We start from the raw sequence: 26,884 nt of genomic DNA on the forward strand, positions 1-26,884 counted from the left end.
CGCGCCCGCTGCGCTACCATGCGCCGGTCACCTCCGATCGGGGCCAGCATGAACCGCCGCGCGTTTGTCTCGGGACTGGCCGTTGCCGCGGCGCTTGCAGGCTTCGCCGCGCCGGCTGCGGCCGACGGCAGGCGGGTGGCGCTGGTGATCGGCAACGGCGCCTACAAAAGCGTGCCGGCGCTGTCCAATCCGCCAAATGATGCCGGCGATATCGCAGCCGCGCTGCAACGCCTCGGCGTTGCCGTGACGCTCATCACCAATGCAGGCTTCGACGAGATGCGGCGCGGGCTGATCGCATTCGGCCGCAATGCCGCGGGCGCCGACATGGCGGCGGTGTACTTCGCCGGCCACGGCATGGAGATCAACGGCGACAACTGGCTGATCCCGGTCGATGCCGAACTGAAGCGCGATACCGACGCCGCCAATGAAGCGATCAGCCTGCAAAGCGTGATGCTGCAGGTCGCCAACACCGGAAGTCTCGGCCTCGTCATCCTCGATGCCTGCCGCAACAATCCGTTCGCAGCGAAGATGGGCCGCTCGCTCGCCACCCGCGCCGCCGCCGGCAGCGGGCTCGGCCGCATCGAGCCGGTCGGCAACGTGCTGGTCGCCTATGCCGCGCGACGGCACCACTGCGCTCGACGGCGACGGCCGCAACAGCCCGTTCGCCGCGGCGCTGCTCCGCAACATGGAGACGCCGGGCGTCGAGGTCACCTTCATGTTCCGCAACGTCCGCGACGACGTGATGGAGGCGACGCGCAACGCGCAGCAGCCGTTTGTGTACGGCTCGCTGTCGCGCAAGGCGATCTATCTCGTCGCCGCGCCGCCGGCCGACGCCGCCGCCACGAAACAGGCGAACGCTGCGCCGGCAGCCGCCGCATTGTCGGCGCCATCGACGACGTCAGCCGGCGCGATCGATCCCGCGCTGGTCGGCACCTGGGAGATCATGGTGCCGGATGGTCGCGGCCAGTCACGCTGGATCTGGCGGATCGTGGCCGACGGCACCTACCAATTCCACGCCGAGCCCTCGCGCGCCGCGCGCCCGCACGAAGGCACCGTCAGCTTCGCCAACGGCCGCTGGACACTGCATGCTCTGCGAGGACTGAGGAACTACAGCGACGGCGGCTCCTACGAGATCCGCGACTCTACTGCCGTCATCACCGGCAAGCTCGGCACCGGCTACTGGAAGCGCAGCGTGGAGTGAGTGCGCGCGGCGCGATGGTGCAGCCGCAAGCCTCGCCCCCTTTCATAAATCCAGTTCACCCGTCGCCGGATAGACCACCGTGCCGTCGCCCTGGACGACGGCGCCTTCGGTGAGACGGGCGGGCTCGAGGCGGCCCTCCCCCATGATGTGGACGACGGTCTCGCCGGACGCGATCAGATAGTCGGCGACGATGCGGCGGTGGCAGCGCCACCACACCGCTTCCGAGCACATCATCGCACAGCGTTGCCGGCGCCCTTCCTCGCGCAGATGCTGGAGCGCCGCATGAAACTGCGGCGACAACGCATAGTCGGCGTAGTTGTGAAAACTCTCGTTGCTCCAGAATCCATTGACGGACGGCGGCACGCTTCGCGCCTTGCCGCGGAGCCCGCCGAGATCGGCCAGATGCTCATACGAGATGCCCGCGGCCTTGAGCGGCTTGGGCAGCGTATCCTTGTTGAACTGCGGATTGGTTCGCGACCGCGGCACCGTTCGGATGTCGACGATGCGCTCGATCGTGGCCGCGCCGAGGAGAGCGATGAAATCCTCGAGACTGCGGGTGGAATGACCGATCGTGAAGAACGGAAGCGCCACGTCTTTGCTAGGCATGATGCAGCGCGCTGCCTTTATGGGCCGCGACGTGATCGGTCTTGTCGCTCTTGATCTCGTATTGCGGATCGGCCTCCGAGGCGCGGTGCGTGTGCCCCTTGTAGTCGAAATCGCGGGTGTGAACCGCGATGATGGTGCCCGAGACGCGGCCGGCCTCGGAATTCCAGCTGACGTGATCGCCGACCTTGAATTTCCTGGCCATGTCTAAAGCGTCCTTCAAGCGCGGAATTGATCATACGATACGCTGCCAATCGGCGGCATCGGACTAAAAAACCGCCGGACAAACGGGCTGGCAGCCGGCCAGGTTCCGGCTTCGCGTTGAGATTCAAGTTTCTCCCGGCACGCCGGACATTTCATGGCCCTTGGGGCACGTAATTTCAACCTGGATTTCATCCGCAGAAGGTCGGATCGCCCCGACCGGGAGCCAGTGGTCGCCATAGACAGCCACGTTCGACGATCGCACCCTGCTAAGGATGGTCACGCCGTTTGGCGATCTCGTATGGAATTCCCCAAATGGCGATCACGCCACTCAGCGCCGCCGGCCACCGCCATGAAAGCCGCCGCCTCCACGCATGCCGCCAGCACGCATGCCGCCACCGCCGCGATGGAAGCCACCGACACCAGCGCGCATGCCGCCACCACGGATCGCGGCCGGCCGGCCGCCGCCGACGCGTCCACCGACGCGCGTGCGCGTTACGCTTCTGTGCGAGACCGCAGCGCGATTGCCCGCGCGCGTATGGGCGCGGGTGACGTTCCGGCTGCTGGTTCGGGATACGCTTGCGCCACGATTGCCGGCGCGCTGTGAGACCGCGGTCTTGGCTCGGCCCGTTCCCGCATTCGAGAACTTGCCACCGGGACCGCCGGTCCGATTGCGCAGGGCTTCGCGTGCGGCCGGCGTGTTGCCGCTGCCGAAGCGCCGCGCCACGCCGGCATCGCGATAGGCAACACCACCGCGATGCGCGGGATTGTGGGCCCAGTTGTTGGTCCTGATCTTGGTGCGGTTGAACTGGTTGTAACGGTTGACGTTGACGTAGACGTTGCGATTCCACCAATTGCAGCCGCCCCAGATCGCGGTACCGACGGCGACAGCGGCGGTAAAGCCGATGACACCCGCGGCTACGTAGCCTGGCGGAGACCAATAGAACGGCTGGTAGTCGGGATAATCCCAGGCTCCGTAGACGACGCCGGGATCGTAGACCGGGACGTAATACTGGTCGGGATCGACCGGCTCGATCGAGATCGCCTGCTGCATGCCGGAGGGCGCGGTCACGCCGGCGGGAGGCGCGCTCTTCGTCACCTTCTGCTGCGGCGTCGATTTGAGATTGCCCGCGGCCTCGGCGCGCTGTCGCAGCTTCTGCACGGCGCTCATCACGTCCTGCTCCTGCGCGAGGAATGCGTCGCCGAGCTGTTGCACCCATTCGAGCTTGTCGTTCATCATCTGCAGGACTTGCGGCACCGCCGTGAGGGCCTTGACGCTCGGATCCCATGATTGCTTCTGCATGGCATCTTCGAGCGCCTTGCCGGTGATACCCTTGTTGTCCTGCGACCACCGCGCGGCCTCGACGACTTCCAGCGGATAGGTCGATGCCATCAGGATCTGCGACAGCAACGCATCCGGGTAGAGCGCGATCGGCGCCACCAGTTGCTCGATCTGTCCGTCAGGAAGTTTTGCCGGAGCTGCTGCCGGCGCCGCGGCCTGGTTCTGCGTCGGCGGCGTGGCCGCTGGGGCCTGGGCGTATGCCGGAAAGGCAATCATCAGTCCGGTGGCCAGCGCTGCGCCAACAAGGGTGAAGCGATGCAATTTCGGAAGACGTATTTTCATTATGCTTCCTCGCTTTTCTTATGTCCCGGTTTACTGGAAGATGAATATCCGCTTCCAATCATCCTTCATGCTGGCGATAGTCCAGCCATTGGCGCTCGCCGCGTCGAGCCCCTTGTCGAGCTTGCCGAAGGGAGACTTGCGGTCGTACGCGTATTCGCGCTCGGCATCGGTGTGATGCACGATCAGGCCGAAGCGGCGGCCGCGCGCGCCGGTGGTCCACTGCAGCATCTGGAAGTCGCCGTCGGAGTTGCCGAAGGCGGCTATCGGCCGGCGGCCAATATGCGAGTTGATGCCGACCGGCTTGCCGGGTCCGTCATCGACGAGATCGATGGCTGGCAGGCGCATCAGCACCGGCCCATCTTTGTCGACCTTGAACTGCGTCTTGATGCTCGATCCCACGACCTGCTCTGGCGGGATACCGTAAACACGCTCGCTCCACGGGCGCATGAATTCAATGCCGCCGCCGGAGACGATGAAGGTCTTGAAGCCATTGGCTCGCAAATACCCGAGCAATTCGAGCATAGGCTGATAGACGAGATCGGTATAGGGCCTGTTGAATTTCGGATGACGCGCCGTCTTGATCCAGTCGCTGGCAATCTGCTCGAACTCGGCCGTTGTCATGCCGGCATGGGTCGCCATGACGAGATCGACCAGGCCCTTCTCACCCGCCTTGGCCAGCGTTGCGATGTCGTTATCGAGGACGGCCTTGAATGGTTGTTTCTGTTTCCATTCCGGATGCTTGCCGGACAACACCTTGACCCGGTCCAGCACAAAAGCGAGCTGCACATACATCGGCTGCTCGCACCAGAGCGTGCCGTCATTGTCGAATGTCGCGATGCGCTCTGACGCCGGCACGAAGTCTGGCGCCCCTTCCCGGGTCACGGCCGAGACAAAGTCCAGAACGGACTTTTTCGAGTGACCTTCATTCCACGACGGGAGCGGATCTCCCTGTGCCAGCGCACGACCTGCGAGGGGCGCCGTAGCGGCCGACACCAGCAGGCCCGCCAGCATCGAGCGCCGATCGACCCGAATTCCCTTCATGAGTCCCTTTCCCATTCCCAAGTGAAAGCAAAGACCAGAAAGCAAAGACCAGAACGGCTCCGAAACTCCGGAGCCGTTCAATGCGCTTCGGCTAGTTGCCCGTCGGCAAGCCGATGCTGAAACCCTCCTTAGCAAGCTCATCCCTGAAGAACTGGAACCGCTGATACTGGGTAAGCGTGATTGGTCCCGAGTAACCCTCACTCTGAAGCTTCCGCGGTGGATACTTCACGTAGGTCTGCATTAGTTCTTTGGTCGCGGCGTTGATCGTGACCAGCGTCCAGGTATGCTCCGTGTAGTTATTCATGAAGATGTCGTAACGCTCCTGAGGATCCTGCCAGAGATCGAAGACTTGCGGAACGGTCGCCACATAGGACTCCGGCCCCTTCCATCCGAGATTGCTGTCGACCGCGAGGCCGCCGGTCTTTGCGCCGTTATCGCCGCGCAAATTGAACACAGCCTTGTAATTGCCGACGCGCGCTGCGCCCGGCGTGAGCTCGTTCTCGGTGAAGTAGAACCAGTTCTTGCGCTCCGATTTTCCTGTACCGAACAGAATCGGCGACATGTCGTAGCTGTCGAAGATGATCGGCTTACCCTCGCGGTCGTTCTCGGGCAGCTTTACGCCGCCAAGCTTGGCGAATGTCGCCATGTAGTCGAGACCACCGAGAATGTCGGCATTCTTCGTACCGGCCTTGATGCCGGGCCCCCATGCGATGGAGGGAACGCGATTGCCACCCTCTCGGACCGTACCCTTGGTTCCACGGAGCGGTGTATAGCCAGCATCCGGATAGACGTCCTGCCAGGCGCCGTTGTCGGTCGTCCAGAACACATAGGTGTTCTTGTCGAGGCCAAGCGCACGCACCTTGTCCAGGATCCTGCCGATGCGGGCGTCGTTCTCGACAACCGAGTCGGCATATTTGGACTTGGACATCGACTTGCCCTGGAATTCGGGCGCCGGCATGTTGGGCTGATGCACCTTCATGAAGTTGACGTTCATGAAGAAGGGCTGCGTCGATGTTCTGTTGCGTTCGAGATAGTCGAGCGATGCTTTCTCGACATAATCGTCGAAGAACGGAATGCCGACCACACCCTTGTCCGGCGTGTTGACATACTGGCCGTTGATCTTGAACTCTTCCTTCGCCGGCTGGCCCGCGTTGCCGGACATTGCCCCCTTGGTCACCCGCGTGAACATCGCCCTCAATTCGGGATCCATGTCCGGAAACCACGTCGGATCGGCGTAGGTGTAGGCATTGAGATGATACAGACCGGCGTATTTCATCTCGTCGTAGCCTTGCGCGTTTGGCAACGCATAGTCGGCTTCGCCGAGATGCCATTTTCCCGCGAAGAACGTCTTGTAGCCGCCCGTCTTCAGGACGGAGGCGAGCGTCCATTCGGCCGCCGGAAGGCCGCCGCCCTGCCCCTGGAACGCCACGGTGGTCATGCCGCTGCGGTTCGGAATGCGGCCCGTCTGCATCGCCGCACGGCCGGGCGTGCAGCTCGGCTGCGCGTAGAAGGACAGGAACTGCATGCCCTCGGCCGCCAGTCTGTCGATATTGGGCGTCGGCATGCCGCGATTCTCGCCGCCGAGATAGCAGCCGGCATCCCCATAGCCGAAATCGTCGGACACGATGAAGATGATGTTCGGCTTTCCTGCGCCCGACGTAGTCGCCGGCTGCGGTGACTGCGGCGTCTGCTGCTGCGCCTGTGCCGTCTGAACGGGCGCCATCGAGGCAAGGGCGGAAACGGCGGCAATCGAGGTGGAGGCGAACAACAGGTTGCGGCGATTGAGCGTATCGGTGCAGGTCTTCTCAGTCATGTCTCTCTCCCTGGGCGGGTTACACAGCGGAATCCGAGGTGGCTGGTCGACGTGTCGACCGGCTCGGCATGACGCGCGGCCGGTCGATAGCGTCTGCAGTAGTTCGGCGCGCAAAGGTGCGACCCGCCCTTGATGACCTTGCGCGGTATCCTGCTGAGCGGCTGCAGCGGGTCGTAGCTGTCATGCTCGGTGCCGCCGCGGGGATTTTGCGGGATGCAGCACGCCTTCGCAGCATCGGCCTCGTGCTTCGGCATGTACCAGTCGCTGGTCCATTCCCAGACATTGCCGATCATGTCGTGGACGCCGTAACCATTGGGCGGATAGGACGTCACCGGCGAAGTGCGCGCAAAGCCGTCATCGCGGCTGTTCTCGAAAGGGAAGCGGCCTTGCCAGGTGTTGGCGCGATGCACTCCCCCGGGAGCGAACTCGCCGCCCCAGGCGAACTCGGCGCCATCAAGCCCACCGCGTGCGGCAAACTCCCACTCCGCTTCGGTCGGCAGGTCCTTGCCGGCCCATCGGGCGTAGGCCAGCGCGTCGGCGTAAGCGATATGGACGACCGGGTGGTCATCGAGCGACTTGATGTTGCTCTTACGGCCGTAGGGATGCCGCCAGTTCGCTCCCTTGAGCAGCGTCCACCATTGGCTGTAGTCGCGGAGATCGACGGGGTGATCCGGCGGCGTGAAGACCAGCGAGCCGGCGAAGATCAGATGCGGCAGCGCATCCGGATAGCTCGCTGGATCGGGAGCCACTTCGGCGAACGTCACATGGCCGGTGGCCCGCACGAATTCCTTGAACTGCCGGTTCGTCACCGGTGTTCGATCGATCCAGAAGCCGTCGACGCTCACCGTGTGGCATGGAGCTTCTTCGGGATAATGGTGATCCGATCCCATGCGAAACGTGCCGCCGGGAATGAAGATGCTGTCGGAGGCGAGGGTTTCGTCTACGTTCGCAACCGGTCTCTGCGCGATATTCACGAACTTTGCCTCCAACTACGCGCTGGAGCGAATTGCCTGCTTGGTCGGCTCGGTTGCATCCTTACCCAGGTCCTATGTCTGATCGCTCGCAGCATGCATTCTGCTCCGGCAAGCACGCCCGATATCGAAAGGTTGATAAGAATCGTATTGTTCACGCACTGCTCCAGTTATGCGAACGCCCCCTCGATCACGGCCGGTTCAGACGAACCAGGGCCTCCGCTTCCAGTTCGGCAACGAGCCGTTCGTAATCCGCGGCCTTCCGACTTCCTTCGCGGTCTCCATGCTTTGCCGCTTGTTGCCAACGACGAAGCGCTTTCACAGCTTCGTCATAATCTGCGCAAATCGCTCGAAACTGCGCATCGCGATTGAAGCAGCGCCGAATGTCAAGTTCGCGCAGCGGAAAGCGGGTCACAATCGCGCGGAACTCCTCCATGATGAACTCGCTTGTGGCCAACGTGACCTTTGCGACTGGTTCATTGGGGCTTCAAGGTACGAACATGTTCGTACACGGCACGATGCGCGTTGGCGCGCTGCTGTCTCGGGCGCGATGGCTTCATCGCCGATGCGACCAGCTGTCGCTGCAGTCGGGAACTCATTGTTCTGATGATCGAAAGTTGTCGCATCAGCGCCGGCTGCTTGCTTCGCTCACGAGTTGCAACAGCTGACAGGAAGGCTTACCGTCGACCGACGATTGGGGTTGCCGGTTGATGACTGATGTACCCTTCGCTCACGATGCCGCCAGCGGTTCATCCGATGTAACGCCGCGTGATGATTCCGCGGTGCCGCCAGCGCATGTAGCGAAAGAGCTGGACCGCATCCTCTCGAGTCCGCATTTCCAGGCGAGCGAAAGGCGGCAAGCATTCCTTCGTTTCATTGTCGACGAGACGCTTGCAGGCCGCGCTGAGAGCCTGAAAGGCTACACAATTGCCTTGGCCGTGTTTCGGCGCGACCATTCTTTCGATCCCCAGGCTGACCCTGTCGTCCGTCTTGAAGCTCGACGATTGCGCCGCGACCTCGATAGCTACTACGTGGATTCGGGCCGGGACGATCCGGTGCGCATCACGATTCCAAAAGGCTCCTACGTGCCCCATTTTGAGTGGCACAAAATGCATACTTCCGACGCTTCACCTCGCGAACCTGCCCTCGAACTTCACGATCGTTCTACAACTGCTGCTACACGTGCGAATTGGACGACCAAGCTTGGGATCAGGCGCTATGCGCCCGTCGCTGCCGCGCTGGCAGCCGGCGTGGTGGCTTGGATATGGCTTGCGGCAAGACCGCCTTCGTCACCAATGACGCCACGCGAGCCCGCGGTCCTCGTGATGCCGTTCGAGCCACTCACTCCCGGGGAGAACACGCGCCTCTTCGCCATCGGCATGGGGCAGGAACTGACCAGCAACCTGTTTCGATTCGGAGGATTCCGGCTCTACACGTCGCCCCCGAACGCGCCCACCGTAAAAAGCGACACAGCGCCCCGTCTGGGTGCTTCCTATGTCGTCCGTGGAAGCGTTCAAACCAGCGCCGAAGAGGTGCAAGTCACAACGACGGTCTTTAGCGAGAATGACGAGATCGTATGGATGCGAACATATGCTCGACCGTTCGATCCTCAGTCGCTCATGAATGTCCAGCGTGAACTCGCAAGCGAAATCGCAACTGTCGTCGGCCAATCCTACGGCGTGGTCAGAAACGACATTCGCGCGGATCCACCGAGGAATATGGAAAGCTATCTCTGCGTCCTGCGCGCTCAGGCCTATCGCAGCACTTTCCGGCGCGTCGACTTCGATCCAGCCATGCAGTGTCTTCAGCAAACCGTTCAGCGGGATTCGCAGTATAGCGATGCATGGGCGATGCTTGGGTGGCTGCATATCGACGCGGGAAGGCTGGGCTATTCCGGCGACGGCAACCCTCAAACGGAATATGACAAGGCCCTCGAGGCGACGTCGCGCGCCATCGCCCTGCAGCCGAACAATCTCCTGGCGCTGAAGGCCCTGGCTTCGGCCTACCATTTCACGGGACGTTACGCCGATAGCGATCGCATCAGCCATCTGGCGATCGATCTCAATCCTAACGATCCCGACATCCTTGCCCAGTTCGGCTGGCGTCTTGCCATCCGCGGAAACTTCTCGGAAGGAGTCCCGATGCTCAAACGCGCGATCGAGCGCACGATGCATCCGCCAGGCTGGTACCTTCATTTCATCGCGATCGACCTTTACTTGAAGGGTGAATACAAGCAGATGCTCGATGTCGCCGAGACGGCATCGTTGCGCGATTCCGGATTCAGCCAGCTGTTGATTGCGATGGCGAACGCAGAGTTGGGACGCCGCGATGCGACCCAAACGGCCTTGAAAGGAATGTCGCAATATAAAGCGTTGGCCGACGATCCGGCCGGCTTCTTGCGCCGCAACGGCGCCGCCGATCAGGTTGTCGACGCTCTCATGACCGGATTGCGCAAAGCCCAGGCTCTCGTCGCGAGTTGACGTTCCCTGCCAGCCGGCATTTTGCAGTTGCGCTTTCAGTTTCCGACGGCGATTCCGCCGTCACCGTTTCTCATTTGCTGCATCTACGCATGGAATGGACCGCCCGAAGGCGGCCTTCCATAGACTTGCGGCAACCAAGCGATGCCTACGGGCGAATGCCGTTCTTTCGCGCGCAATCCCGATAGGCGGAATAGCCCGCCGAGTTTCGGGCGGCAGTCGCCCCGCTTGTCATGTTCGCACCGCCGGCGGCAGCGGCTTCATTCGCCTGCCTGAAGCATTCAGCACGAATTGCATCGACATTCTTGCCACTATTCTTCGGAGCCGCATTTGCCGGAACCGCAACCAGCAAAACCAAAGTGCCAAGTACTACTGTCTTCCACATAGTCGTCTCCCTGTTCCCTGTAGTGGACCAGCTGCCGTACCAGTTCGCCAATTTGCTGCGCCGGCACGTAAGCATCAGCATCGTTTCACGCAGGGAGGTCTTCAAGGTACGAACACGTTCGTACCTGCCGAAGGATCGGGCTCCACAGTGCCGCGAGTTGCGCTTGCGCTCCGAAGCCGGCGACGCGCCGTCCTGAACATGCGATTTGTGCCAGCGTGGCACGCAGTTGAACAGGCGGAACGAAGCTCGTTCAGCGGGATTGATCGGGACACCCTTGCAAGGAGTCCCGATATGCGACCAACCAAGGCTTTGCTGGTTTTGAGCTTCATCGCATCTGCAGCAATGATACTTCCTTATGACGCACAGGCCCGGCGCGGAGGAGCCGGCGCTCGATCGGCTCACTTCCATGGAGGAGGAATGCGGCCTGGTTGGCACGGCGGCGGCACGCGATGGCATGCCGGCGGCTGGCACGGCGGCCGCGCGCGTTGGGCCGGCGGCGGCTATTACCGCGGTGGCGGTTACTATCGAGGCGGTTGGGGGCCCGGAGCTGCCGCAGCCGGTTTGGCGACTGGCGCAGCCATCGGAGCCGCGACAGCCTATAACTCCTGCTATCAGACGCGAAACGTGTGGAACGGTTACGCGTATGTTCAGCAAAGCGTGAGAGTCTGTTAGGCATCTCCCCGAGTTCGAGATCGCGGACCGACTGATCAACTTGGTTTGGTTTGCGCGAACTGCGGTAACGAGGCGGCGCGCCGCTCGGTACGCGAGCTTGCGTCTGACGTCCGCGCGCGTGCGAACGCCGACCCCGTCCGGGTCGGCGTTACGTCCTCGCGCTCCTGTTCTACCAGTTGACGCGCAGTCCGGCTTTTCCGCTGTAGGAGAAGCCGCCACCATCGAAACGGCTCTGATAGGAAGCGTTGGCATAAAGCGACGTGGTCGACGTGACCTGTCCGCTGATGCCGGCATTGATCTCACCCCACAGGCCGCCGAGGCTGGCCTGGAATGGAACGAAGCCGGTGTCCGACGAGAACAACGTTTTCGGGTTGCCGAGGAATTCGTTCCACAGGCTCGGACGGATCCAGGCCGTCAGCGTACGCGGACTGTCATCGACCGCCCATGTTCGACCGAATCGGGCACCGATCCGGGTCGCGAGCGAATCCACGTCCGCAAAGCGGATTTGCGCCGCGATGTCGCTGGCGTCGTTGATGTGGATGTTCTGATACACCAGTTGCGCCTGCGGCTCGATGAAGAAGCCGCCGGCGAACTTGAAGGGATATCCGCCCTCCACCGACGCAGCACCACCCTGAGCGCCGGTCTTGAGCGGCGGAAGGCCGCGATTTGCGCTGCTCGTGATGTCGTAGAACGTGCCTTGCAGAATCGAGTCGATGTACCAGCCGGTCGGTCCGAAATGCGTCCAGTAGCCGCCGAGCGTGTAGGCGGCAAAGGTGTTGTCACCCTGGCTGCCATCGAAATGGGTGACCCGCCCGCGCGCGCCGCCGATCGCGAAATACGCCCCCGCCTGGTCGCGCGAACCGTCGGGACTGTCGTGCCGATAGACATCCATGCCCGCCTGCAGCGCCAGGAAATCATAGCTGAAGTGGGGTCCGGCTTCGCCGCCCAACACGCCGAAGCTGTCGCCCTGGTGCACGCCGTTGACCCCAAGCACGCGACCCCATCCGACCCTGGCGTTCTCGGGGTTGGCGCGGAAACGCTCGTCCTCCTCCTCGCCCACGCGTTCATGCAACGTGTCGAGCAGGCTGCGTCCGTACAACAGCGTCATCGACGGAATTGCCGCATAGAGCGAAGTCTCCTCGCGGTAGTCAGGAATATCGCCGCCACCACCGTCAGTTCCGCCTCCACCTCCGCCTCCGCCTCCACCGCCGCCACCTCCGCCTCCACCTCCACCGCCTCCACCGCCACCACCGCCGCCGCCTCCTCCACCGCCACCGCCTCCGCCGCACCTGGGCACGTTGGGAAGATTGGAGCAGTTAATAAGACCGCCACCGCCGCAGGCACGCAGATTGGGATGAGCGACACAGTCGAGGGTGTCGCGCAAATACCAGGCTTGCGGGTTGCTGGAATCGACGCTCGAACGGAACAGCGAATATTGGTAAGGGCCGGCCAAGACCGCCTGAGACAGGCTGAAGGCACCAGCCGTCGTCGTCGCACCATTGATCGCGTCGACGACGAGAATGCCGTTGCCGGTGGTGAGCGCGCCGCCGCCTGTGGTGTTGCTGATCTTCAGGAACGTGTTGCCGCCTGCCGTGCCGCCATTGATGACGAGCTTGTCCGACGGCGAACCGTCCGTGCCGAGATACGTATTGAGCCCGATGGTGCCGCCCTGGCCGACATAGTTGACCGCCGTCAGCGTCTTGTAGCTCGACAGCTGCGTCGGATCGCCGACAGGGGACGTGAACTGGATCATGCTCGAAGCGTTGATCAAATTGGTGACGTTCGAGTTGCCGGTCATGGTCCAGAGAGAATTGTTTTTCAGCGCGACGCTGGAGGTGCTGCCGGAGTCGGTGAGCGCAACCCCCTGCAGCGTCGAACTGTCCGCGACGAGGTTGAGCGTGGAGCCGCCGCTGACGTTCAGCCATTGATTGTTGTTCACGACCGCAGTCACGCCGGTCAGGCTGACGCTGCTGGTGCCACCCGGGGCGGCGATCGACGCACCGTTCGGACTGGTCATGGTGACTCCGGAGAGCGTCGCACCACCGCCACTTATGTTGAGCGCGTTGGCATCGGCTCCGTTGGCCGTCAGTGAGCCCCCGGTCATGCTCAGCGTACCGCCGCTTGTCACGCCGGCCGCATGGGTGCCTGCACCTGAGGTGGTGACCGTCGAGCTGCCGTCGAGCGTGACGCTGCCCGAATTGTCGGCCTGCACTCCGCGGCCTCCGCTGCTGTTCGGAACGGTTACCGTCACGCCGCTCGCCGTAAGGGTGCGTCCGACACCGCTCGCCTGCAGGCCGATCTCGCCTCCGCCGCCGCCCGTCGCGGCGACGCTGCCTCCCTTCAAGGTGATCGCGCCGCCGTCGAGTGCCTTGGCACCGACATCTCCGCCGCCGCCGGAAACCGTGACCGCAACGCCGTTTGCCGTGACAGTGCTTCCGGACGATTGCGCCAACAGGCCGGTTTCGCCGCCGCCGTTCCCCTCAACAGTGACGGTGCCGCCGGTCAGCGTAACCGCCCCACCGGTGTCCGCGCGCGCGCCAACGTCGTTGCCGCCTCCGCCGGGCATCGAAAATGGTTGTGTCCGTCGCGCTAGCTTTGCTGCCTGCACCGGTCGCCCACAGACCTGTATTGCCGCCGCCACCCGCGGCGTAAGTGATCGAGCTGTTCTGCATGGCGATCAAGCCGCCATTGGCCGCCTTTGCGGCCACATTGTTGCCGGCGCCGTTGAGGCTTACTGCAAGTCCCGACGCGTTAATCCCGCTGCCTGATCCATCGGCAAGCAGCGCGGTGCCCCCACCGCCAAAAGCCGGATTAATGGCGGATCCCGATTGAAAGACGATCGTGCCACCGCTTTGCGCGGACGCGGCCGTACTCCAGTTGCCGTTGATGCCGGATCCTGAGCTGAAGATGATAGAGCCCAATGTATCGGCCAGACCGCCGATGCTGCCACCATTGTTGGGATTGATGGTGACGTTGTTCGTCGTGATCTGAGTGGTGTCGTTGCTGGCGTGAATGGCGGGTGTCCCGGTGAGTGTTGTGCCTGACGCAATTGTGCAGATCCCCATCGTGAGCGTGACGGTGGAGCCGGCTGCCACGGTGCAAGATTGAGCCATTGCCGTGTCGATCATGGTGCCCGATGCTCCGACGGGCCGCGACATGCGGTCTCGGCTTTTTCCTGGAGAACTGGATCAATGATTGCAGGGCGGCGCGCATCGACGCCTGTTTCCTGCAATTACCCGCGCGAGATCCAAGAAGAGTCGAGCCGGTAAAGCACTTCATTTGCGCTGCCTTCCAAGCCTGTCGTTTTCAACAACATCAAATTGAAAAGAACGGGCTGCCTGGGTCGCAGTGCAAAAAGCAGGAACGGCTACAATTCAAGATCGCAAATCATCATCCGGCTATCAGGACGAAGATCAACTCGAATGTTGCGATCAGAAATGTGCGCTGCCGTTTGTTCGCAGTTGATGCTTTCTCATCACACAACTTATGCAGTTTGTGCCAATTGTCGCGCTCTCTCGCATACGTCCGACGTGTGGTCGTCGTGCAGTTGCGCGATGATGCAACCTTTCATCAATTTGCATTCGCGCTTCTCTCTCCGGAGTCGTCGGATGCGCGCGAGAGAGCGCGACGGTTGGGCATTGATCGCGACATCCGCATGTCGACGCGACTCCCTGCCGCACCCGTGCCGCCTCTGCTGAACTCGGCATTCCAAATCGATCAGCAAGTCACGTCGATTTGATGCTGCGCATGAGATGCACAGGAACCACTTCCGGAGGTTGCATTTGGTTAGGTGCGAGAAAACGGGAACTTGCAGGCGAACTTGCAGACTTGGCATTCAGTGATGCCAAGCTTCGCAAGCGTCGCCAACAAACCAAATCCAGGGAGCAAGCCATGATGAGTCTAAAAGTTCTTGGCGCGGCCGTGATAGTGGCGTCCGCAGTTTCGAGCCCCGCATCGGCGCAAGCGGTCTTCTCCAACCCGGCCGCCTGTTCATCTCAATTCGCCAGCGCCAACTGCCTCAACAGAGGAGCCGGGAGCCCGTACGACAGCAGGAGAGCCTATCGGCGAACCGCCTATCGCGAACCGGTGGGACCGGTGGGGGCCGCCGCCGGCGTGGCCGGCGCTGCCGTCGGAACAGCCGCAGCGATCGCAACCGCTCCCTTCAGCGGCTGGCGCAATTCCTACGCCGCATACGATAGCTACGATCGACCCGCCGCATATGGCGACTACTACGCGTGGAACGGCGACTGGAACAGCTACGCCTCGCACAATGGGATCGTCTGCAGGCCCGGTACTTACTTCAAGGGGTCCGACGGACTCCAGCATCTCTGCCAATAGGCCCTCTGCCCGCAGGGCTAATCTACCCAGGCGGCCTGCAAGGGCCGCCTGCTTCCTGCCCTCGCCAACGGCAGCGTCGTCACCGGCGCGGCTGGAGGTGGCGTTCGCGCGTGAGCCATCGACGCTTCGATTGCCGATTACGGTAGGTAGCATCGGCCTTGCGTCACGCCGTGCTCACGGAGCTCTGCGCGCGATATGCGCTCGTCATGGACATGAGCAGCGTTTCCGGCCTTATCCAACGCTTCGCGGTTCGCTTTCCGGGCGCACCGTCGCCCGCGCCGCATTAATTTAGCATTTTGGAGCGTCGATAAGGACCGTCGTCGCCGTCAATCACAACCATCGGCCGGAAGTCTGACTTTAAGAAAAGCGCTACAGCGTGGAAAAAAGCGTAGTCTGGTGCCAGGGGCGGAATCGAACCATCCGGCTTCGCCCTTCGGGCCACGCCGGGACGAGCGTCTGCGTGGAGGGATGGCTGGCTACGATCGCATCGGGGGGAATGGTGCGCCATTCAGAATAAAAATTCGAACTCATATGTTATTGAAGTAACTATATAATTTAAGGCGTCAGCGCATGAACCGCGTGCTCGGAGCTCTGCAACAGCAGTCCACTCGCGAGAGGCCGGATACATTCATGCAACTGAAATCGTCACCGACGACGTCACGACACCATGCATGGACGGGGTGGACCACACATGCAGACCATGGCGTCGGCCAGCAACCGCTTCAGCCGTGTTCTCGTCCTCCAGCGTCTTCAGCCGCTTGGCCTCCGACACCTCCATCCCGCCGACCTTCGCTCTTCATTTGTAGATGCTGGCGTCGCTGACGCCATGCTTGCGGCAGATCGGCGGCCGAAACGTCGGGCTCATGCTCTTTCAAAATTCCGATGATCTGCTCTTCCGAAAGGCGGCTACGCTTCCGTGGTCGGTCCTCGTGCGGCGCGTCATCACTGCAGTCCGCGTCGTAGCGTCGCATCATTCCGAACATTCTTGCCAAACCCCTGCGCAAGACTTTGACTTGTTCCAATAAAAAAAGCGCCGATCCGCAAAGAATCGCTATTCCAAGGGGGAGGAGGCAGCCATGACCAAATCAAACAAGGGCAGCACTTCGAGCCGCCGCGGCTTTCTCAAGGTCGCTGCTGCGGGGGCCGCCGCGACGGTAGCCGCGCCGAGCGTCGTCAGCGCCCAGGGGCCGATCAGCATGCGCTGGCAAAGTACCTGGCCGTCAAAGGACATTTTCCACGAATACGCCCTCGACTACGCCAAGAAGGTCAACGACATGACCGGCGGCGAGCTCAAGATCGAAGTGCTGCCGGCAGGCGCTGTCGTGCCCGCCTTCGGCCTGCTCGATGCCGTCTCCAAGGGCGTGCTCGACGGCGGCCATGGGGTGCTGGTTTATCACTACGGCAAGCAGACGGCGCTGGCGCTCTGGGGCTCGGGACCGGGCTTTGCGATGGACGCCAACATGCTGCTGGCCTGGCACCGCTATGGCGGCGGCAAGGAGTTGCTCGCAAAACTTTATGAATCGATCGGCGCCAATGTCGTCTCGTTCCCCTACGGTCCGATGCCGACCCAGCCGTTCGGCTGGTTCAAGAAGCCGATCACCAAGCCCGACGACGTCAAGGGGCTGAAGTTTCGCACCGTCGGAATCTCCATCGACGTGTACTCAGGAATGGGCGCAGCCGTGAACGCGCTGCCCGGCGGCGAAATCGTGGCCGCCATGGACCGCGGCCTCTTGGATGCGGCGGAATTCAACAACGCCACCTCGGACCGCGTGCTCGGCTTCCCCGACGTCTCCAAGGTCTGCATGCTGCAGAGCTATCACCAGAACGCCGAGCAGTTCGAGATCACGTTCAACAAGGACAAGTACAACGCGCTGCCGGAGAAGATGAAGGCGATCATCGCCAACGCGGTGGACGCGGCTTCGGCCGATATGTCGTGGAAGGCGATCGACCGCTACTCCAAGGACTATGTCGAGTTGCAGACCAAGGACAACGTCAAGTTCTACAAGACGCCCGACGCCATCCTGAAGCAGCAGCTCGATATCTATGATGGCGTGGTGAAGAAGAAGGCGGCGGAAAATCCCCTGTTCAAGGAGATCGTGCAGTCGCAGATCGAGTTCGCCAAGCGCGCGACGCAGTGGGAGCAGGACACGGTGGTGAGCCGCCGCATGGCCTACGATCACTATTTCGGGCCAAACGCCGCGGCCAAGAAACTCTGATGGCGAGATAAAGCCCGCAAGGCGCCGTCCGCTCCCCGACGGTGCCCTGTGCTATGCTGGGATCGTTTCTTATGCCGAACCGTATCACATGAGCGTACAGCGTTTGCTGCACACGATCGACGGCATCTCCACCTGGGTCGGCAAGGCGACCGCCTGGCTGATGATCGTCCTGATGAGCGTCGTCTGCATCGAGGTGTTCAAGCGTTATGCCGTGAACATGCCGACGGCATGGATCTTCGACGCCGAGAACATGCTGTATGGGTCGCTGTTCATGCTGTGCGGCGCCTATACGCTGGCGCAGAACGCCCATGTCCGCGGCGACTTCCTGTACTCCTCGATGCGCCCGCGCACGCAGGCCGCGCTCGACCTCGTTCTCTACTTCGTCTTCTTCATCCCGGGCATCGCCGCGCTGATCTATGCCGGCTACTTCTACGCCGCGGACTCCTGGCACATCAACGAGCATTCCAACGTCACGGCGGACGGCCCGCCGGTCTACCACTTCAAGACCGTCATCCCGATCGCGGGCGCGCTGATCATGCTGCAGGGGATCGGCGAGATCATCCGCTGCATCGTGTGCCTGAAGACCGGCGAATGGCCGAGCCGGCTTGCCGACGTCGCCGAGACCGACGTCATCGGGGAGCAGCTCGCGCACTCTGAATTCGTGGACGAGGAATCGCGCAAGCTCGCCATCGAGGGCGCGGCGCGCATCGATGAAATGGCGCGGCAGCGCGGCATGGGCGGGGACCTGAACACATGAGCGATCCCGCGCTCGGCCTGTTGATGCTGACGCTCATCGTCGTCGTCATCATGATGGGCTTTGCCACGGCGTTTACGCTGATGGGCCTTGGCATGTTCTTCGGCTTCATCGCCTTCTACGACCCGTCGCAGAACTGGACGCACAACAAGGTTTTCGAGCTGATGGTCCAGCGCACCTACGGCGCGATGACCAACGACGTGCTGATCTCCATCCCGTTGTTCGTGCTGATGGGCTATGTGATGGAGCGCGGCGCCCTCGTCGACAAGATGTTCTATTCGATCCAGCTCGCCTTCCGCCGCCTGCCCGCCTCGCTCGCGGTTGCGACCCTGATCGTGTGCACGTTCTGGGGCATCGCCTCCGGGCTCGTCGGCGCGGTGGTGGTGCTGATGGGCGTGATCGCCTTCAACCCGATGCTGCGCGCCGGTTATGACGTGAAGCTCGCCTCCGGCGTCATCACCGCGGGCGGCACGCTCGGCATCCTGATCCCACCTTCGGTGATGATCATCGTCTATGCCGCGGTCGCCGGCCAGTCCGTGGTCAAGCTCTATGCGGCGGCGATGCTTCCCGGCTTCTTCCTGGCGTTCCTCTACCTCGTCTATGTCGTGGGCTGGGCGATGATCAACCCGAAGATCGCCCCGCCGCTGCCGGAGGAACAGACCCGCGTCAGCGTGCCCGAATGGATCGGAAATTTCGCGACGCTGTATTCGCCGAATCTGTTCGTCGGCCTGTTCAAGGCACTGCTCTCGCCCGCAAAGGCGAAAACGCTCCGGATCGACGGCAAGCCGATGGGCTATGGCGCGATCGCGCAGAACTTCCTCATTTCGCTGGTGCCGTTCCTGATGACCGCGGCCGCGCTTGGCACGGTCTGGTGGTACGTCGTGCTCCACCAGCAGGCCGGCGCCGCGAGCGGAGCCGTCGAAGGCCTGCAGCAGCTCGGCAGCCCGGTCGAGCCGAAGGAGCTGTCGCCCGCTGAAAAGGGACCGGACACCCAGTTCTACATCTGGTTCGCGATATCAGCCGCCGTGCTGGCTGCGTGGACGGCGCGCTCTTACTTGCGCATGGACGGCGAACGTTTCGAAGTGTTGAAGCTCTTGACGTCGTCGGTGATGCCGCTCGGCATCCTCACCGTCGTGGTACTGGGGGTGATCCTGTTCGGCATCACGACCGCGACCGAGTCCGCCGGCGTCGGCGCCGCTGGCGCCTTCATCCTCGCTTTGCACGCCGGCACGCTCGACTGGAAGCGCACCAAGGAAGCGGTGTTCCTGACCGCAAAGACGACCGCGATGGTGTGCTGGCTGTTCGTCGGCTCGGCGCTGTTCTCGGCGGTGTTCGCCATTCTCGGCGGTCAGGCGCTGCTGGAAAGCTGGGTGCTTTCGCTCAACATGACGCCCGTGCAGTTCATGATCTTGTCGCAGGCGATCATCTTCGTGCTGGGCTGGCCGCTCGAATGGACCGAGATTATCATCATATTTGTGCCGATCTTCCTGCCGATGCTGAAGCACTTCAACATCGATCCGATCCTTTGGGGCACGCTGGTGTTCGTGAACTTGCAGGCCGCGTTCCTGTCTCCGCCGGTCGCGATGTCGGCGTTCTATCTCAAGGGCGTCGCCCCGAAGCACGTTACGCTGAACCAGATTTTCGCCGGCATGATGCCCTACATGCTGATCGTGATCCTGTGCATGGTGATCATGTATCTCTGGCCGGGCATGACGCTGTGGCTGCCGAACTATCTGTACGCGAGTTGAGGCGCAGCGGGGAGCACCGGGCGCTTGTCAAACGGAAATGGTGCCCAGGGAGGGAATCATACGCAGTCACCGACAGGAGGAACCGCTCTTTGTGCTCAGTATGATGGTCTGATGCGTGGGACCATGGCAGAGGTTGGCTACATCCCGACCCGCACCGGATCGCGGGGAGCCCCGCCTGGCTGGCGATGTGCTGTGCGATGATCAGGCGGGAGCCTTGAAATCGTATGAGATGCGTCCAGCCGGCAGGTAGAACAGATCGATAACCGCGCCGCCTCTGACCTCGGATAGTGCCTGCTGCCCGGATCGGGTGCCGTCCAGCCCGGTCCCTGCCATCCCTGCAATCCCTTCAACTCCGCCCACTTGTTCAGGGGCACGACGAGGTTGAGCTCGCCATAGGGATGGCCGTGATACTGGCCGCGCAGCACGTCGTCGTCATCTTCGTCCTTGAAGCGGCGCGTATCAGCGCTGTTCATGTAGACAGCGGTGATGCTGAACTGGAAGGTCTCAGCTGTCGGCTCCAGGATGCGGCTGCGCCGTTAGTTCGGGCCGTCCACCTCCTGGTTTGCCGCCCATCCCTCCTCGACCCCGATCTTGATCAGACGGGCGAGATGGCGATAGAGCGCACTATCTTCCCCATATGTTGTGTTGAGCCAGCGCTCCATCTCCGCGCCGGGTGTCATGTCTTGACTTCCCGGAGAAACGGAATGCTACGCTGGATGAGTTCTTCCCGGCTTCCCATGGTGATCTCCTCTTCGACTAAGTTTTACGCTTCGAATCCCTGAAACGTGGCGAACGCATCAGTATCCGGCTCGTGGCATCAATGTTTCCCGTCCCTCGAGCTTGGCCGACGGAGATGCCGTACACCAAGGAGGGGATCAGTTCGGCCAAGCTGAGCCAAGGATGATTGAGCAGAAGTTCTGACGGACATAGTTCATGTCCTTCAGCGACAGAACGTCGGCCTTCACATTTCCGAACGTCGTCAGCGGCTTCTTGATAATGCCGTTAGCGAAGTGCTCGATGATGTTCTCCTTGAAGTTCGTCTCGCGCGGATGATGGACGCAGACATGGTCGCGCTGTTCATGCGTGAAGTGGTGATAGGCGATACCGAGAACGTCCATCTCCACACCGGCGGTCACCAGCGCGATGGTCGGGCGCATATGCTCGGGGATTCCGGGCGTGGTGTGGAGCGCGATGGCAGTCCAGACGTCCTCGATGTCACGCTCGGGCACGCCGTAGCTTTTCATGAATTTGCGGGCGGCGTTGGCGCCGTCGACCTCGAAGCGCAGATCGGGGCTCGAATATTTCTCGGTGAGGCCCATGTCGTGGAACATGGCGCCGAGGTAAAGCAGCTCCGGGTCGTATTTCAGCCCGCAGCGCTCGCCGGTAAGCGCGCCCCACAGGAATACACGGCGACTATGGTTGTAGAGCAGGTCGTCTTCGGTATCGCGCACGAGCTGCGTGGCCGCGCGCGCGATGGCGCTGTCAGGCACGCGAATGCCAGCGATGATTTCGGACATGGAGCAATCTCCTCGGGTGGATAACGGGCTGGTGCTTGTCGGGATTAGGCAACAGGGCTCTGCTCCAGACAACAACCGGGATGCTACGGATCAGGACAGCCGTACGTCGTTTCCTGACAAAGGGCCGCTCGGAGCTTCAGGGCAGTAGGAGCCCCGCAGTTTCGTCCTCGGATAGCTCGCGAACTATTCCGGTTCTGCTCGCCGGAAGCTGGCGCGATATTGGACAGGGGTCACGCCGAGACGGGTGCTGAAGACAATCCTCATCCGATCCGCAGATCCGAAGCCGCAATCGAAGGCAATGGCCTTCAGCGGTCGGTCGCTTGCTTCCAGCATCATGCGCGCGGCATCAATACGGGCGCGCTCGATGAATTCGTGCGGTGTGGTCCCGGTCACCTGCCCGAAATGCCGAGCCAGATTCCGGGGGCTCATGCCGGCCACAGCGGCAAGCGACTCCAACGTGTGGCGATCCCCAATATTGGCCATGACATGGTCCTGGATGCGTGCGGTTGGCGATTCCGGATCGGCAGGTGCCGTGAGATAGGGACTGAACTGCGATTGTCCGCCCTGGCGCTGGGCAACGACAACCAGCCGCTTGGCGACCTTGAGCGCCGTTTCCGCGCCGTGCCGCTGCCCGACGAGCGCCAAGCCCAAATCTATCCCCGCAGTCACACCAGCCGCGGTGATCAACCGTCCATCGCGAACATAGATCAGATCCGGTTCGACTCTTGCCTTCGGAAACCTTGCCGCGAGCGCCTGTGCATCCTGCCAATGGGTCGTGACTCGCCGATCGTCGAGGAGGCCGGCATAGCCGAGCACAAAAGCCCCTGTGCAGATCGATCCATAGACGCTGGAGCGCCACGGCAGCTCCTTGACCCACTGAAGCAGGCACGGTTCGGGCTCCACTTTCGGTGGCGTCGGAGTGCCGGCCACCAGAACGATGTCGAAGCCGCCCGCCGCCTCCTCGAAGGTCAGGTCGGCGACCATGCGTATGCCGTTCGACGCGCGCAGCGGATTGCGGTGAGCAGCAACCAATACCGTTTCATAGCGGTCCGCGCTGCCGAGAAACGCGTTCGCCTCACTGAACACATCCATCGGCCCAGCCACGTCTAGCGCCTGGACCCCCTCACAGACGACGATTGCGACAGCTTGTACCGGCACCTCTCTGTCTCTCCAGTCTAGCGCCCCATTATGCAACTAGTTCCGGAGACTGCAAAAGGCTTGGCGCGACCAGCGAAGCAACAACGAAACGTCTACCGGTTGGCTCGCTGGCGCAGCCGCCAACCAGTAGCCCTGCAGCTCCTCAATTGAGCATCACGGCCACAGGCGAGCTCGTCGCGCAATTTTCGTGATCACGGCCCCTTGTCTGGCGTCGTCAAGGGCGCGTTCTTGGAATCGACGACGAAGACTGCCAGTAAGCTGGCGGGCTCCTTGTCGCTGGCGTTCTCGCTGATGGTGTGATGTGAGCCGGGCATTTCGTAAAACCCTTCGCCTGCGTGATAGACCTTGGCGGGGTCATTGCCGACTTGGCTGCGGACGGCCCCGGATAACACATAGGCGTAGATAAATGCCGAGGCTGCGTGGTGATGAGCCAGCGATTTGCCTCCGGGAGGATAGTTCACCGTCACAGCAACTATTTTCTTTCCTTCGACATTCGGGAGTGCGTGCTCGAACGCGACTTTCACCTCCTCTCGCTCCTGCGCGATCGCGGGTGAAGCTCCCAAGGCGATCGCTAACGCTATCAGCGGCACGAAGGCCGCTCGCATTGCCCTCCTCACTACTTTTGCTGCCATATCTCGAGGGTTTGACAGCGCGCCAATCCGATAGGAAAATCCACTGATCGACATCATAGCACTCCTCTTCTAACGAGCTCGCGCAAACTAGCTGGAACCAAGATGCAGGGCCGATGGCCGACGGCGGGAAAACCGACGTGCAGGTCCCGCACGAGGCCGGGTAAAAGCCCGGTGATCATGGACCCCTCGGTGCCGATGGCAGAAGCGCCGAGAGTTAGCCAGATGAGGGAGGCCAGCGAGCCGGCGCCGGTAGCTTGCGCGCGATCGGGGTTGAGCTCCTGGAGCACAAGATAGGTTCTAGTCATGATTGTGAGCCTGGTGCTGGGAATCCGGGAAGGGAGAAGCAGCGATCAGGTCGCAGGCGTTGGGGCTCTTGAATCCCGGGATGAAACGTTCGCACACGGCGGCGTTGACGGTGCCATACGTCGTCGCGGGCTTGTGCGCAAAGCCGGCGAAATACTCCTGAATGAAGCCTTCTTTGAAATTTATGCGCGGGTACTTGGCGACGATTTCCTCGCGCAGCTCCGCGGGAAACTGATCGAACCCCACGCCGATTACATCGAGAAGCACACCGGAGTTGAGGAGCGCCACTTCGGCGCCCATGTGCTTCGGGATGCCGGGGGTGGTATGCAGCGCAATAGCTTCCCAGACGGTCTGCACCTGATCTTCAGCGATGTTGTGAGTGCTAAGAAACTGCCTTGCGGCATTTGCGCCATCGACCTCGAAGCGCTCGTCTGGACTCGAGAACTTCTTGATCAGGCCGAGATCGTGAAATGCGGCGGCGACGTAAAGGAGTTCACGGTCGAAGCGCAGATTCCTCTGACGCCCCTGCTCAGTCGCGAACAGGTAGACGCGGATCGAGTGATTAAATAGCAGATCGGTGGAATGTTCGCGCAGGATGTCCGTCGCCTCTTTCGCGAGCAAGGAATCGGGAATGACGAGAGCATTGGAGAGATTTGGGGTTGTCATGGTTGCGTCCTTTCAAGAGTTACTGTGAGGCTTGGTTGTGCGTTGTGCGCGCAACTACGAAATTGTGCTGATCAACTCGCTCCGACGTCGAGCACGATCTTTCCTTTCGGCTGAGGCCCCACGCGTTCCAGCATCAAATGAGCCTTGCGCGCATCCGCGAGGGGTAAGATTGCCCCTACGTTTGTTCGTAGTTTTCCACCATCGATGAAGCGAGCGATCTCTGTCAGGGATTGGCTCGTGACGTTGACCAGAAAGAAGGCGGCTTCAACACCGTAGCGCTTTGCAAGATCCTGATCCGGGCGGGACACTGCCGAGATCAGTTTGCCGCCGCGACGCAGGACCCGGAACGAGCGGGTTTGTGTTCCGCCGCCGACCAGATCAATCACAGCGTCCGCGTTCTGAACTTCTTCCTCGAAGCGCTGCGTCCGGTAGTCGATCACCGTGTTTGCGCCGAGGTTGCCCGCGACGGAAATATCGCCCATCGATGCGGTCGCCACGGTTTGCAAACCCGCGTGACGGGCCAGTTGAACTGCATAGGATCCGACATTGCCGGCCGCACCGTGAATGACCACCGTTTGACCCGCTTTGAGTTGGGCGTGATCAAACAACGCCTGCCATGCCGTCACGGCAACGACAGGAACGGACGCGGCTTCGATATGGCTTAGCGAGCTTGGCTTGCTCGAGACCATTCCTGCGGAAGCCACAGCGTACTCGGCGTACGCACCGATAAACTGCGGATTCGTAACACCATAAACCTGATCTCCCACACGTAGTTCGGAAACGCCGGGCCCCATCGCGACGATTTCACCGGACAGATCCGAGCCCAAAGTGAGGGGAAGCGGTTGCGGCAAAGCGCTCTTGCCGGATCTGATCCAGCCATCCCATGGGCCAACTCCAGCGGCCGCAACTTTGACCACGACCTCGCCAGGACCTGGCTCGGGTCGCGGCACGCGCTCGAACTTCATGACCTCTGGCGACCCAAACTCGTGCACGCGCCAGGCCATCATTGTTGAATGAGTTCGCTCTTCGTTTGCTTGGGGAACAATGCTGCTCGCGGTCATCACATCCTCCTTGCGCTCAGCGCGTCATGATTGCCGTCGATCGTTCGGGGCGATTGATGGGGACGGGCTTATCCGTATGTCGCAACGAGTTGTGCCCCGGACAACGAGCACGATCCCGCAGATCAGGACAGCCGTACGTCGTTTCCTGACAAGGCCCGTCCGAACGTTCCCGGAGCGGTTTCGCCGTCAGATGATTCTCGATCTATTCCGATTCCACCCAGCCGAAGCTGCCGCGATGTTGGACAAGGGTAGCGCCAGGGGGGCTCACCCTCAGCTGGTCCCGATCCGAAGGCGTGATCGGAAGCTGCGGGCTTCAGCCGCCGGTCCCTTTTTCCAGCATCATACATGCGGCATCGAAGCGCGCGGCGGATCGGATGAGGGAGCCGTCAATGCCGTTGGCAGTCTGCGCTGCGAAAGCATCAAGGGCGATAAGCATCTTCGGGAGGTGGTCAACCTCCCATCAAGGCGCATAACGACAGGATCGCCGAAACGTCGTATGGCCGGACGGAGAGTCGGCTGGAGAGCGACCGGATAACCGACGAGGACGATGCTTAGGGCGTCATCGCACTGTCGATTTCCGAATATCGAGTACCCTTATTCAGGAAACACTCACGATTTTTCCCATCGCGGCTTCGGATTACTGGTCAATTGCCATCGTCTTGCGTGCAGACGGCAATGCGCAGCGTGGCGCCGCGGTCCGGCTTCTCACGCAATGACCTCCCACCAAATCGTAGTTTAGCGTGGAAAAGCGTGGAAATGGTGCCCAGGAAAGGATTGGGGCTCAATCCGTCAAACCTTAGCAAAAACAGCCACTTACCTCTGCGCCAAGTCCGACGCTTGTACCACTGGACTGTGCTCGTGTCGACCCTGCCCTGATCGCCAAACCACACGCACTGCCGGGGCAGCGAGACTGCGCCAGGAAGAGCGGTTTGGCACAGTTTGGCATGACGACGCCTCGCGTTGCACGCAACGGAGCACCCCCGATGGAAAAACTTGCGGCTTCACCAGCCCAGAGCACAATGTCGTCTCGCGGCACTTTTGAGGGACCGCGTTTCCGTTGCAGGGGTTCGCCGCCCGCGCCTTCGCGCAACTGGTCTGGCAGCAACGGAGGAGAATTTGCATGGCATCATTCGTCCTTGTCCCCGGAGCAGGCGGTATGGCCTGGTATTGGCACCGGGTGGTGCCGCTCATTCACGCGGCCGGGCATGCAGCCATCGCCGTCGATCTACCTGGGGACGACAGGCATGCCGGTCCCGCTGCGTATGCGGAGATCGTCGCCCGCGCGATCGCGGAACGACGCGACGTTGTTCTTGTCGCTCAATCGCTCGCGGGCTTCACGGCGCCGCTTGTTTGCCTGCATGCGCCCGTGCGGATGCTCGTGTTCGTCAATGCGATGATTCCAAAGCCCGGCGAAATGGCTGGCGCGTGGTGGGACGCCACAGGAGCTGCCGAAGCGCGGGAAAAAAGCCGCGGGGCGCCGAGGCTAGGCGACGGAGTTTGATC

At 61.8% G+C, this 26,884-nt stretch carries 22 protein-coding genes and 3 pseudogenes; 8 read left to right on the forward strand and 17 right to left on the reverse strand.

What is annotated here, in order from left to right:
* Positions 1 to 48 precede the first annotated feature (48 nt).
* Positions 49 to 1,201 (forward strand): annotated as a pseudogene (locus ACE10X_RS40310) (caspase domain-containing protein).
* A 42-nt stretch (positions 1,202 to 1,243) separates the two neighbouring features.
* On the opposite strand, the gene ACE10X_RS40315 reads toward ACE10X_RS40310, so the two are convergent.
* From ACE10X_RS40315 to ACE10X_RS40345, 7 genes are all read right to left on the reverse strand, one after another.
* Positions 1,244 to 1,807, reverse strand: coding sequence for a DUF488 family protein (locus ACE10X_RS40315; protein WP_375763703.1), 564 nt, complete (start codon positions 1,805 to 1,807; stop codon positions 1,244 to 1,246).
* The gene (locus ACE10X_RS40320; RefSeq protein ID WP_038387511.1) at positions 1,800 to 2,009 is read right to left on the reverse strand and encodes a DUF2945 domain-containing protein; all 210 of its coding nucleotides are present in this window, start codon (positions 2,007 to 2,009) and stop codon (positions 1,800 to 1,802) included. Before ACE10X_RS40320 ends, ACE10X_RS40315 begins: the two co-directional genes overlap by 8 nt.
* A 327-nt stretch (positions 2,010 to 2,336) precedes the next feature.
* Positions 2,337 to 3,629 carry a DUF3300 domain-containing protein gene (locus tag ACE10X_RS40325; RefSeq protein WP_051003229.1) on the reverse strand — a complete coding sequence of 431 codons (1,293 nt, stop codon included), beginning with the start codon at positions 3,627 to 3,629 and terminating at the stop codon, positions 2,337 to 2,339.
* Positions 3,630 to 3,659: 30 nt separating this feature from the next.
* On the reverse strand, positions 3,660 to 4,670 hold the full coding sequence (locus ACE10X_RS40330; RefSeq protein WP_038387513.1) for an HAD family hydrolase: 1,011 nt from the start codon (positions 4,668 to 4,670) through the stop codon (positions 3,660 to 3,662).
* Between the two features lie 91 nt (positions 4,671 to 4,761).
* Positions 4,762 to 6,483, reverse strand: a complete 1,722-nt coding sequence (locus ACE10X_RS40335; protein ID WP_038387514.1) for an arylsulfatase — start codon at positions 6,481 to 6,483, stop codon at positions 4,762 to 4,764.
* The gene (locus ACE10X_RS40340; protein ID WP_244435970.1) at positions 6,480 to 7,373 is read right to left on the reverse strand and encodes a formylglycine-generating enzyme family protein; all 894 of its coding nucleotides are present in this window, start codon (positions 7,371 to 7,373) and stop codon (positions 6,480 to 6,482) included. The genes ACE10X_RS40335 and ACE10X_RS40340 overlap by 4 nt, the downstream gene beginning before the upstream one ends.
* 271 nt (positions 7,374 to 7,644) lie before the next feature.
* A complete protein-coding gene (locus tag ACE10X_RS40345) occupies positions 7,645 to 7,890 on the reverse strand; it encodes a hypothetical protein (protein ID WP_244435966.1) in 246 nt (81 codons plus the stop codon).
* 274 nt (positions 7,891 to 8,164) lie between these two features.
* On the opposite strand from ACE10X_RS40345, the gene ACE10X_RS40350 reads away from it, so the two are divergent.
* Entirely contained in the window at positions 8,165 to 9,934 is a 1,770-nt protein-coding gene (locus ACE10X_RS40350; RefSeq protein ID WP_375763704.1) for a hypothetical protein, read from the forward strand.
* 145 nt (positions 9,935 to 10,079) lie between these two features.
* Here the strand turns inward: ACE10X_RS40350 and ACE10X_RS40355 are convergent, their stop codons facing one another.
* The 3 genes from ACE10X_RS40355 to ACE10X_RS40365 all read right to left on the reverse strand — a co-directional run bounded on the left by ACE10X_RS40355 (position 10,080) and on the right by ACE10X_RS40365 (position 14,116).
* Complete coding sequence (locus tag ACE10X_RS40355) at positions 10,080 to 10,316, reverse strand: hypothetical protein (protein WP_157788115.1); 237 nt, start codon at positions 10,314 to 10,316, stop codon at positions 10,080 to 10,082.
* A gap of 841 nt (positions 10,317 to 11,157) precedes the next feature.
* Positions 11,158 to 13,554 (reverse strand): autotransporter outer membrane beta-barrel domain-containing protein, encoded by a 2,397-nt coding sequence (locus ACE10X_RS40360; protein ID WP_375763705.1) that lies wholly within the window; start codon positions 13,552 to 13,554, stop codon positions 11,158 to 11,160.
* Entirely contained in the window at positions 13,469 to 14,116 is a 648-nt protein-coding gene (locus ACE10X_RS40365) for a hypothetical protein (protein ID WP_304557298.1), read from the reverse strand. Before ACE10X_RS40365 ends, ACE10X_RS40360 begins: the two co-directional genes overlap by 86 nt.
* 8 nt (positions 14,117 to 14,124) lie before the next feature.
* Here ACE10X_RS40365 and ACE10X_RS40370 point away from each other — a divergent pair, with 8 nt between their 5' ends.
* The gene (locus ACE10X_RS40370; RefSeq protein ID WP_157788118.1) at positions 14,125 to 14,727 is read left to right on the forward strand and encodes a hypothetical protein; all 603 of its coding nucleotides are present in this window, start codon (positions 14,125 to 14,127) and stop codon (positions 14,725 to 14,727) included.
* Positions 14,728 to 14,879: 152 nt separating this feature from the next.
* Positions 14,880 to 15,326 (forward strand): hypothetical protein, encoded by a 447-nt coding sequence (locus ACE10X_RS40375; protein WP_038387542.1) that lies wholly within the window; start codon positions 14,880 to 14,882, stop codon positions 15,324 to 15,326.
* Positions 15,327 to 16,022: 696 nt separating this feature from the next.
* Here the strand turns inward: ACE10X_RS40375 and ACE10X_RS40380 are convergent.
* Positions 16,023 to 16,297 (reverse strand): annotated as a pseudogene (locus ACE10X_RS40380) (transposase); the annotation flags it as partial.
* A 105-nt stretch (positions 16,298 to 16,402) separates the two neighbouring features.
* On the opposite strand from ACE10X_RS40380, the gene ACE10X_RS40385 reads away from it, so the two are divergent.
* From ACE10X_RS40385 to ACE10X_RS40395, 3 genes are all read left to right on the forward strand, one after another.
* Positions 16,403 to 17,542 (forward strand): TRAP transporter substrate-binding protein, encoded by a 1,140-nt coding sequence (locus tag ACE10X_RS40385; protein ID WP_038387520.1) that lies wholly within the window; start codon positions 16,403 to 16,405, stop codon positions 17,540 to 17,542.
* A gap of 88 nt (positions 17,543 to 17,630) precedes the next feature.
* Positions 17,631 to 18,299: a TRAP transporter small permease subunit gene (locus ACE10X_RS40390; protein WP_035630999.1), complete on the forward strand. Its 669-nt coding sequence runs from the start codon at positions 17,631 to 17,633 to the stop codon at positions 18,297 to 18,299.
* Positions 18,296 to 20,044, forward strand: a complete 1,749-nt coding sequence (locus tag ACE10X_RS40395; RefSeq protein WP_038387521.1) for a TRAP transporter large permease subunit — start codon at positions 18,296 to 18,298, stop codon at positions 20,042 to 20,044. Before ACE10X_RS40390 ends, ACE10X_RS40395 begins: the two co-directional genes overlap by 4 nt.
* 201 nt (positions 20,045 to 20,245) lie before the next feature.
* Here ACE10X_RS40395 and ACE10X_RS40400 read toward each other — a convergent pair.
* The 6 genes and pseudogenes from ACE10X_RS40400 to ACE10X_RS40425 form a co-directional block, all read right to left on the reverse strand.
* Positions 20,246 to 20,783: pseudogene (locus ACE10X_RS40400) on the reverse strand (DUF4863 family protein).
* A 136-nt stretch (positions 20,784 to 20,919) separates the two neighbouring features.
* Complete coding sequence (locus tag ACE10X_RS40405) at positions 20,920 to 21,561, reverse strand: HD domain-containing protein (protein WP_375763706.1); 642 nt, start codon at positions 21,559 to 21,561, stop codon at positions 20,920 to 20,922.
* A gap of 183 nt (positions 21,562 to 21,744) precedes the next feature.
* A complete protein-coding gene (locus ACE10X_RS40410) occupies positions 21,745 to 22,719 on the reverse strand; it encodes a GlxA family transcriptional regulator (RefSeq protein ID WP_038387523.1) in 975 nt (324 codons plus the stop codon).
* A gap of 191 nt (positions 22,720 to 22,910) precedes the next feature.
* A complete protein-coding gene (locus ACE10X_RS40415) occupies positions 22,911 to 23,324 on the reverse strand; it encodes a cupin domain-containing protein (protein ID WP_038387543.1) in 414 nt (137 codons plus the stop codon).
* Between the two features lie 324 nt (positions 23,325 to 23,648).
* Complete coding sequence (locus ACE10X_RS40420) at positions 23,649 to 24,320, reverse strand: HD domain-containing protein (protein ID WP_375763707.1); 672 nt, start codon at positions 24,318 to 24,320, stop codon at positions 23,649 to 23,651.
* Positions 24,321 to 24,391: 71 nt separating this feature from the next.
* Positions 24,392 to 25,381, reverse strand: a complete 990-nt coding sequence (locus ACE10X_RS40425) for an NADP-dependent oxidoreductase (protein WP_375763708.1) — start codon at positions 25,379 to 25,381, stop codon at positions 24,392 to 24,394.
* 1,120 nt (positions 25,382 to 26,501) lie between these two features.
* On the opposite strand from ACE10X_RS40425, the gene ACE10X_RS40430 reads away from it, so the two are divergent.
* Positions 26,502 to 26,882, forward strand: a complete 381-nt coding sequence (locus ACE10X_RS40430) for an alpha/beta fold hydrolase (RefSeq protein ID WP_375763709.1) — start codon at positions 26,502 to 26,504, stop codon at positions 26,880 to 26,882.
* The last annotated feature ends 2 nt before the right edge of the window (positions 26,883 to 26,884 follow it).

It is taken from the genome of Bradyrhizobium sp. Pha-3 (genome assembly GCF_042258325.1).
GTDB classification, from domain to species: domain Bacteria; phylum Pseudomonadota; class Alphaproteobacteria; order Rhizobiales; family Xanthobacteraceae; genus Bradyrhizobium; species Bradyrhizobium elkanii.